The sequence below is a fragment of the Pseudoalteromonas sp. 3J6 genome, from assembly GCF_903995135.1.
Lineage (GTDB): Bacteria > Pseudomonadota > Gammaproteobacteria > Enterobacterales > Alteromonadaceae > Pseudoalteromonas.
The window spans coordinates 4,092,053-4,099,791 of the sequence record NZ_LR877185.1 but is presented as its reverse complement, the minus strand read 5'-3'; the positions used below and the strand labels follow the sequence as shown (position 1 = coordinate 4,099,791).

Sequence of the window (7,739 nt, the reverse complement as noted above, 5' to 3'; positions counted from 1 at the left end):
AACCTGACCATCGTAGCGTGGGTTGAATATCTCGAAACCCACGGATAAAAGAACACGAAGAACACGACAGAGGATGAGAGCGTAGCATTTGTTATGTGGCTCTCTCCATCGCTGTGGGCACTAAGACATTCTACTGCGTTGTCGCTACGAAGTAGCGCACCGACTCCAAATACAAGAAAGCCCGACTCGAAAGAGCCGGGCTTTTTTACGTCTGCAGAAAAGTGAAAAACAAATGTAAAAGGTTAAAGGTATTAGGCTAAAGGAAGATAATTGATCAGAGCCGATTCCAGGACATACTACTTTGCTGTTGCTTCGAAGTAGCACACCGACTCCAAATGTAAGAGAAGTGCAAAGCATCCGGCTTTAGGTAAAATAAGCCCTGCTTTACGCTGAACTCCTATTAACTTCTCTTGTATGGTTATCCTCGTTATATAAAATTAATAGCTCCTTAAATAAAGCCTTATAGATTACATAACTATGTTTTACTTGAAAAAGAATTTATAAAGCCCAAAATGAAATTAAGTATTCTTATTAAATTGAGCTGTTTATGTCATTACTACTAACGCCACCTAAGTGCGAGCAATTGACCTATTTGTCAAAACAAATAAAAGGGTATGAAGAACAAGCAGTCCATGCTACCGGCGCAGACCTTTACACGCTGATGCAGCGTGCCGCGGAGGCTGTTTTTTGCTGTTGGAAAACCTTTAATGCAAAACAAACGTTAGTTATTACAGGTAATGGAAATAATGCTGGAGATGGTTATGAGGTAGCTCGGTTAATCAAACAAGCAGATCGGCATGTAGTTGTTTGCGCGATTAATCCGAATAAAGCCTTATCCGGAGATGCAGCAAAAGCACAAAAGCAATGGATTGATGCCGGTGGTGAAATTTGTAACTTTAGCGCTGATGCACTCGATGAGTGTGATGTGATAATTGATGCATTACTCGGTACTGGTCTTGAGAATACGGTACGCGATAATGTTGCTACTATTATTAAAGCGGTAAATGAAAGCACTAAACCAATACTGAGTATTGATGTGCCGTCAGGTATTAATGCAGATACAGGCTGTCCTCAAGGAACAGCCATTATGGCCACCAAAACAATGACATTAGTTGGGATAAAGCAAGGACTCACCACGACTAAAGGAAAGCAGCATGCCGGGCAGTTGTATTTCGACGAGTTAGGTATTGGCGAGCAATTTATGAAACTAGCCACCCCTTCTGCTCAGATTATCAATATAGACAGCTTTAAACCTTTGCCTGAGCGCTCAGTGAGCAGCCATAAAGGTAGTCATGGAAAATTATTATGTATAGGAGGAAACCACGGCTCTGCAGGAGCTATTAGATTAAGTGCTGAAAGTGGATTAAGGTCTGGTGCTGGAATGGTAAAAGTGTATACCCATGAACATGCCGTTTTACCTGTGAGCATCGGGCGACCAGAACTTATGGTAACTAGTGAACACTTGGATGATGCCCTAGCATGGTCAACGTGTGTAGTTATCGGTCCAGGTTTAGGCCAAGATGAATGGGCCCAAAAAACCTTTGAGCAGACAATCCGTTATTGCCAGCAAAACAATATCCCTACTGTTATTGATGCAGACGCCTTAAACTTATTAGCTAAGCAATCATCTTCTCATAAATTAAATAATACCGTGCTAACGCCTCATCCTGCAGAGGCTGCACGGTTATTAAACTTAACTACCTCTGAGGTTGAGTCTGATCGTTTTTATTATGCTCGACAATGTGCGACCAACTTCGCAGCGACCTCTATTTTAAAGGGCGCAGGTACGCTAATCGATAATACCGAGCATACTTGGATATGTGAAAATGGTAACCCTGGTTTGGCTGTAGGAGGAAGTGGTGATGTGCTTAGTGGTATAATTGGGGCATTAATGGCTCAAGGATTAAATACCAGTGAGGCAGCATGTTATGGCGTTGTGTTACATGCAAAGGCGGGTGATAGAGCCTGTGAACAATCAGGGCAAAGAGGAATGTTAGCCAGTGATTTATTTGCGCATGTAAGAGCACTGATCAATCATAAATAGTAAAAGCAGCAATGACTGGCTGTGCCAGCTAATGTCTTCGCTGCTTGTTTTGGCTACTATCTGTGAAGCTCACCAGCTCTTTCAGGCTGATAAGTAACTTCTTTGATGGTTACTGTTACTAATCCACCGCCAGGCTTTGGCCATTCAATTTGATCACCTTGTGAAAGGCCAAGTAATGCACTACCTACAGGGGCTAAGATTGATATTTTGTCGCCAATTGAATCAATATTTTTTGGGTAAACAAGCGTTAAAGTAAACTCTTCGCCTTTAGATTCAACAACAAAGTTCACAGTTGAATTCATGGTTACCACGGTTGCGGGAACTTCGTGCGGCTCAACTATGCTAGCTCGTGCAAGTTCTGCTTCAAGTTCTTTTTCACCCGCAAAGCTGTTTGCAGGCAACGACTCCATTAGTGTGTACAACCTATCTGCATCCAGCGATGAAATGATAATTTCAGGTTTTGTATTCAACTTAATATCCTTAATCATGTTAAATAAAATTTACTCTGGTATAGCTTGCAGGAACTCAGTTGCATTGGAATACACTGAGTTTATTTTATTGTTGTTTAGTGAATTTATTTTATCTCTATTGCTAAAAACCCAGCCGAAGCTGGGTTTTTATTTGAGCTAAGTGTTTAGGGGATGATTACATCATGCCGCCCATTCCACCCATGCCGCCCATGCCACCCATATCAGGTGCACCAGCTGCTTCTTCTTTAGGAATTTCAGCAACCATAGCCTCTGTAGTGATCATTAGACCAGCAATCGATCCTGCAAATTGTAATGCAGAGCGCGTTACTTTCGTTGGATCTAGGATGCCCATTTCAATCATGTCGCTGTATTCGCCAGTGGCTGCATTGTAACCGTAGTTACCTTCTCCGCTTTTAACTGCGTTAATAACAACTGACGCTTCATCGCCTGCGTTTGTAACGATTTGACGAAGTGGTGCTTCCATCGCACGAAGTGCCACTTTAATACCGTGGTTTTGGTCTTCATTGTCGCCAAGTAGCTCAACTAGCTTACTAGCAGCACGTACTAATGCAACACCACCACCTGGTACTACACCTTCTTCAACCGCTGCGCGAGTTGCATGTAATGCATCTTCAACACGGTCTTTTTTCTCTTTCATTTCAATTTCAGTAGCGGCACCTACTTTGATTACAGCAACACCGCCAGCTAACTTAGCCATGCGCTCTTGTAGCTTTTCTTTATCGTAGTCTGAAGTCGCTTCCTCAATTTGTGCTTTGATTTGAGCAACACGACCGTTGATACCGTCTTCTTCACCAGCACCATCAATGATTGTTGTATCATCTTTAGTGATTACTACGCGCTTAGCTGTACCCAAGTCTTCAACTGTTGCTTTTTCAAGTTCAAGGCCGATTTCTTCAGAAATTACAGTACCGCCAGTTAATACCGCGATATCCTGTAGCATTGCTTTACGACGATCGCCAAAGCCAGGTGCTTTAACCGCTGATACTTTTACAATACCACGCATGTTATTCACTACTAGTGTCGCTAACGCTTCACCTTCAAGGTCTTCTGCGATGATTAGTAGAGGCTTGCTTGCTTTTGCAACCGCTTCTAATGTTGGTAATAATTCACGGATGTTAGATATTTTTTTATCTACAAGTAAGATAAATGGGTTATCTAGTTCAACTGCGCCTTTTTCAGCGTTGTTGATGAAGTATGGAGATAAGTAACCACGGTCAAACTGCATGCCTTCTACAACGTCTAGTTCGTTTTCAAGTGATTGACCTTCTTCAACCGTGATAACACCAGTATTACGGCCTACTTTTTCCATTGCATCAGCAATGATTTCACCAATCTCTTTATCAGAGTTAGCTGAAATAGTACCTACTTGTGCAATTGCTTTAGTATCAGAACATGGAACAGAAAGAGCTTTAAGTTCTGCTGTTGCAGCAATGATTGCTTTATCAATACCGCGCTTAAGATCCATTGGGTTCATACCCGCAGCAACCGCTTTAAGACCTTCGTTAACAATAGATTGAGCAAGCACGGTTGCGGTAGTGGTACCGTCACCAGCAGCATCATTTGCTTTAGACGCTACTTCTTTAACCATTTGTGCGCCCATGTTTTCAAACTTGTCTTCAAGTTCGATTTCTTTAGCTACAGAAACACCATCTTTAGTGATTACTGGAGAGCCAAATGATTTGTCTAGTACAACGTTACGACCTTTAGGGCCCAATGTTACTTTTACTGCGTTTGCTAAAATGTTTACGCCAGTTAGCATTTTTGCACGTGCGTCGCCTGCAAACAGTACTTCTTTTGCTGCCATGTTTAATTTCCTCTAAATTCTTAAAATGTGTGTTAAACGAAAAGTAGGTTTAGCCTACAATGCCTAAAATATTATCTTCACGCATGATCAGGTATTCTTGACCTTCGATCTTTTCAGTTTTTTCAACATATGAGCCAAATAACACAGTGTCACCGGCTTTCACTTCTAACGCGCGAACGTCACCATTTTCTAAAACGCGACCATTACCTACGGCAACAACTTCTCCACGAGTTGATTTTTCAGCTGCAGAGCCAGTTAATACAATACCGCCAGCAGACTTGGTTTCTTCTTCTAGACGCTTGATGATTACGCGATCTTGTAAAGGACGAATGTTCATGTTTATAGTTCTCCTAACAGTTTCTGAACAGTACAGAAAAAAGTGTATCTAATTTGCTTTCATTAATGGGGGTAGAGTGAAAAATTCCAAGAGAAAAAATGATAAATTTTTAATCTTTTCGCTCGTATTCACCATCTATAGTATTGGGATGGTTTTCATCTTGCTCATGATGCATTGATTGATGAGGTTGTGAAAATCCTGAAGTACCTGTTTGATGCATACTAGCGCTCATTCTCACCGTTGCTTGGCTGGCAAGCCCTGCGGCTAATTTATTGCGAATAGCTGGAGTAAGAAGTAGTAGGCCAAATACATCCGTCATAATGCCGGGTGTTAGTAAAAGTACGCCAGCAATAATCACACAAATACCCGTAAACAACTCTTTAGCCGGCATTTGCCCTTGAGCCATTTGCACTTGTACGTTTTGTAGTGCGCCCATTCCTTGCTGTTTCACCATTTTCGCACCCACAATCGCGGTTAGTACCACTAAAGCAATTGTTGCGAAGCCACCTATCACGTCACTAACCTGAATTAGTAAGGCAATTTCAATAATTGGGATGATGATAAACAGCAAAAATAAAATTCTAAACATAAGACTCTCTAAAAAAATGACACTCATTAAGGTGCTAATGAAATATAAGTGAGGGTTGTCGGGTCTATTTTCAAGCTAATAAGAGTAAGTAATCAACTCTAATGTTAGTAAAATTATAGCTAGTGGGTTTAAGTCACTTGACTGCAAAGACCCAAAATGTTGGCAGAGTTCGTGTCTACACATTACACCCGCTATCAGCTACTATGGGGCTAGACCCCCATAAACAAGTAAAGGTTCACTATGACAACGCAATTTAAACTTATTTTTACCACTTGCAAAGATAACGATGAAGCCCGTTTATTGGCTATGGCGCTAATAGAAAAGAAACTAGCCGCTTGTGTAAATATTTTACCGGCCATGAGTTCTATTTACATATGGGAAGGTGAAGTAGCTGAAGCAACAGAAGTGAAGCTACTAATTAAAACCAAAGCTGACAAAATGAACGATGTATTTTTAACCTTAAAAGATCTTCACAGCTACGAAGTACCAGAAATACAAGTTGTTGATGTGGCAACGGGTAACTTGGCTTATTTTAATTGGATGGATGAGGTGCTTCATTAATGCGCTTTATTTTATTTTTTTTATTAAGCGTATTAATCGCGCCTGCTTGGGCAACACAAAATACCCTTGATGATTTTCTAAAACCAACTCAGCACACATTTTTATCGGTCAATGAAGCGTTTGTATTTGATTTTGACCAGCAAGGCAGCACGCTATTTGTTGGTTGGGATATCGCTGATGACTATTATCTATATAAAGACAAAATAGAAATTATTGCCAAAGGTGCCAGCATTGACGTGCCTGAGTTGGGCTCTGGTGAAATAATTGAAGATGAGTTTTTTGGCAAAACTGAGGTGTTTTTTAATTCTATCAGCGTTATTAGCAAGTTGAGTAATGTCAGTGAAGATGGCGTTGTTAAGGTGCGTTATCAAGGTTGTGCAAAAGCAGGGCTGTGTTATCCACCTGAAATCATCAGCATTCCATTAAGTGTACTGGCAAGTGAAACTAATACTAATGAAAATACAGCAGCAAGTAGTGCATTTGCGGCACTTAGCCAACCTGTAGAAAAGCCTGTTACTACAGCAACACCCGAGAAAGAGCTCACCTTTACAGAGCAGTTAGCCAGCCAAAGCTTAATGGTTAATTTAGCTATATTTTTTGCTGTGGGCGTAGGTTTGGCATTTACACCCTGTGTATTTCCGATGTTTCCTATTTTATCTAGCTTAATTGCGGGTCAAAAGAACCTGTCTACCAAAAAAGCATTTGCCCTATCATTTGTTTATATTCAAGGTATGGCGGTTACCTATGCCGCATTGGGGTTAGTGGTTGCTGCATTAGGCGGCCAAGTACAAGGTTACTTACAGCACCCATATGTATTGATAAGTTTTAGTTTATTGTTTGTGTTGTTGGCTATGTCGATGTTCGGTTGGTACGAAATAAAGTTACCCAGCGGCATGATGAACAAGCTAACCCAAGTGAGTAACAATCAAAAAGGCGGTAACTACATTGGAGTATTCCTGATGGGGGTTTTATCAGGGCTTATTGCATCACCTTGTACCACTGCGCCTTTATCAGCCGCATTATTATTTGTGGCACAAAGCGGCGATTACTTAGTGGGTGGACTAACGCTTTATGTACTTAGCCTAGGAATGGGTTTACCGTTGTTACTCCTTGGTACATCGGGAGGTAAGTTATTACCGAAAGCTGGCGGATGGATGGAACAAGTTAAAACCTTATTTGGTTTTATTATGTTAGTTGTGCCACTTATTTTGTTAGAGCGAATTATCGATATCGAGATAATTTTACTATTAGCAGGTCTATTAGCTATCGCCACAGCGCTTTATTTTCATCATTGGCAAAGCGCCCAAGCACAAGGTAAATTAAAAACCTTATTGTGGTTTATGGCTGTTTTATTAGTGCTTACGGGCTTTAATTTAACCAAAAATTATTTTTGGCCAACACAAAACGTGAGCTTGCAAACAACCACGCAAAGCAATGAGTTTAAGCACGTTGCTAACTTAGCCGAGTTGAAGCAAGCAGTTTCACAAGCAAATAGTGAGGGTCGTATGGTAATGGTGGACTTATACGCTGACTGGTGTGTAGCGTGTAAAGAGTTTGAGCATTACACATTTCCTGACCCGCAAGTGCAAAGTGAGTTTAGTCATTATCAACTGATTCAAATTGACTTAACCCAAAGCGATAATGAAACAATTGAGCTAATGGAAGCATATTCAGTGTTTGGTTTACCGAGTATTTTATTCTTCAATACTCAAGGTGAAGAGTTAAGTACACAACGTGTAACTGGCTTTTTAAATGCAGATGATTTTGCTAAGCACCTAGCTGCAGTGCGTGCCAGCGCTGAATAACCATTCTTTATGGCACAACATGATTGGTAATGTTGTGCCACTATTCTCCCCTTAAGATAGTCCCCGAAATAGAGATTAGACCAGTATTTTGCTGCTATTTACTTCGAA

The 7,739-nt window shown here is 40.9% G+C and carries 7 protein-coding genes; 3 read left to right on the top strand and 4 right to left on the bottom strand.

Features of this window, described 5'->3' with window-relative positions:
• Positions 1-547: 547 nt before the first annotated feature.
• Positions 548-2,044, top strand: a complete 1,497-nt coding sequence (locus P3J6_RS18740; RefSeq protein WP_198523763.1) for an NAD(P)H-hydrate dehydratase — start codon at positions 548-550, stop codon at positions 2,042-2,044.
• Between the two features lie 56 nt (positions 2,045-2,100).
• Here the strand turns inward: P3J6_RS18740 and rnk are convergent, their stop codons facing one another.
• From rnk to P3J6_RS18720, 4 genes are all read right to left on the bottom strand, one after another.
• A complete protein-coding gene (rnk, locus tag P3J6_RS18735) occupies positions 2,101-2,514 on the bottom strand; it encodes a nucleoside diphosphate kinase regulator (RefSeq protein WP_198523762.1) in 414 nt (137 codons plus the stop codon).
• A gap of 175 nt (positions 2,515-2,689) precedes the next feature.
• Entirely contained in the window at positions 2,690-4,339 is a 1,650-nt protein-coding gene (gene groL / locus P3J6_RS18730) for a chaperonin GroEL (RefSeq protein WP_198523761.1), read from the bottom strand.
• Positions 4,340-4,388: 49 nt separating this feature from the next.
• A complete protein-coding gene (locus P3J6_RS18725) occupies positions 4,389-4,676 on the bottom strand; it encodes a co-chaperone GroES (RefSeq protein ID WP_008113511.1) in 288 nt (95 codons plus the stop codon).
• 109 nt (positions 4,677-4,785) lie between these two features.
• A complete protein-coding gene (locus tag P3J6_RS18720; protein WP_198523760.1) occupies positions 4,786-5,265 on the bottom strand; it encodes an FxsA family protein in 480 nt (159 codons plus the stop codon).
• Positions 5,266-5,505: 240 nt separating this feature from the next.
• Between P3J6_RS18720 and cutA the strand changes: the two genes are divergently transcribed.
• Both cutA and P3J6_RS18710 read left to right on the top strand, forming a co-directional pair.
• A complete protein-coding gene (gene cutA, locus P3J6_RS18715) occupies positions 5,506-5,826 on the top strand; it encodes a divalent-cation tolerance protein CutA (RefSeq protein ID WP_010391672.1) in 321 nt (106 codons plus the stop codon).
• On the top strand, positions 5,826-7,631 hold the full coding sequence (locus P3J6_RS18710) for a protein-disulfide reductase DsbD (RefSeq protein ID WP_198523759.1): 1,806 nt from the start codon (positions 5,826-5,828) through the stop codon (positions 7,629-7,631). The genes cutA and P3J6_RS18710 overlap by 1 nt, the downstream gene beginning before the upstream one ends.
• Positions 7,632-7,739: the final 108 nt, after the last annotated feature.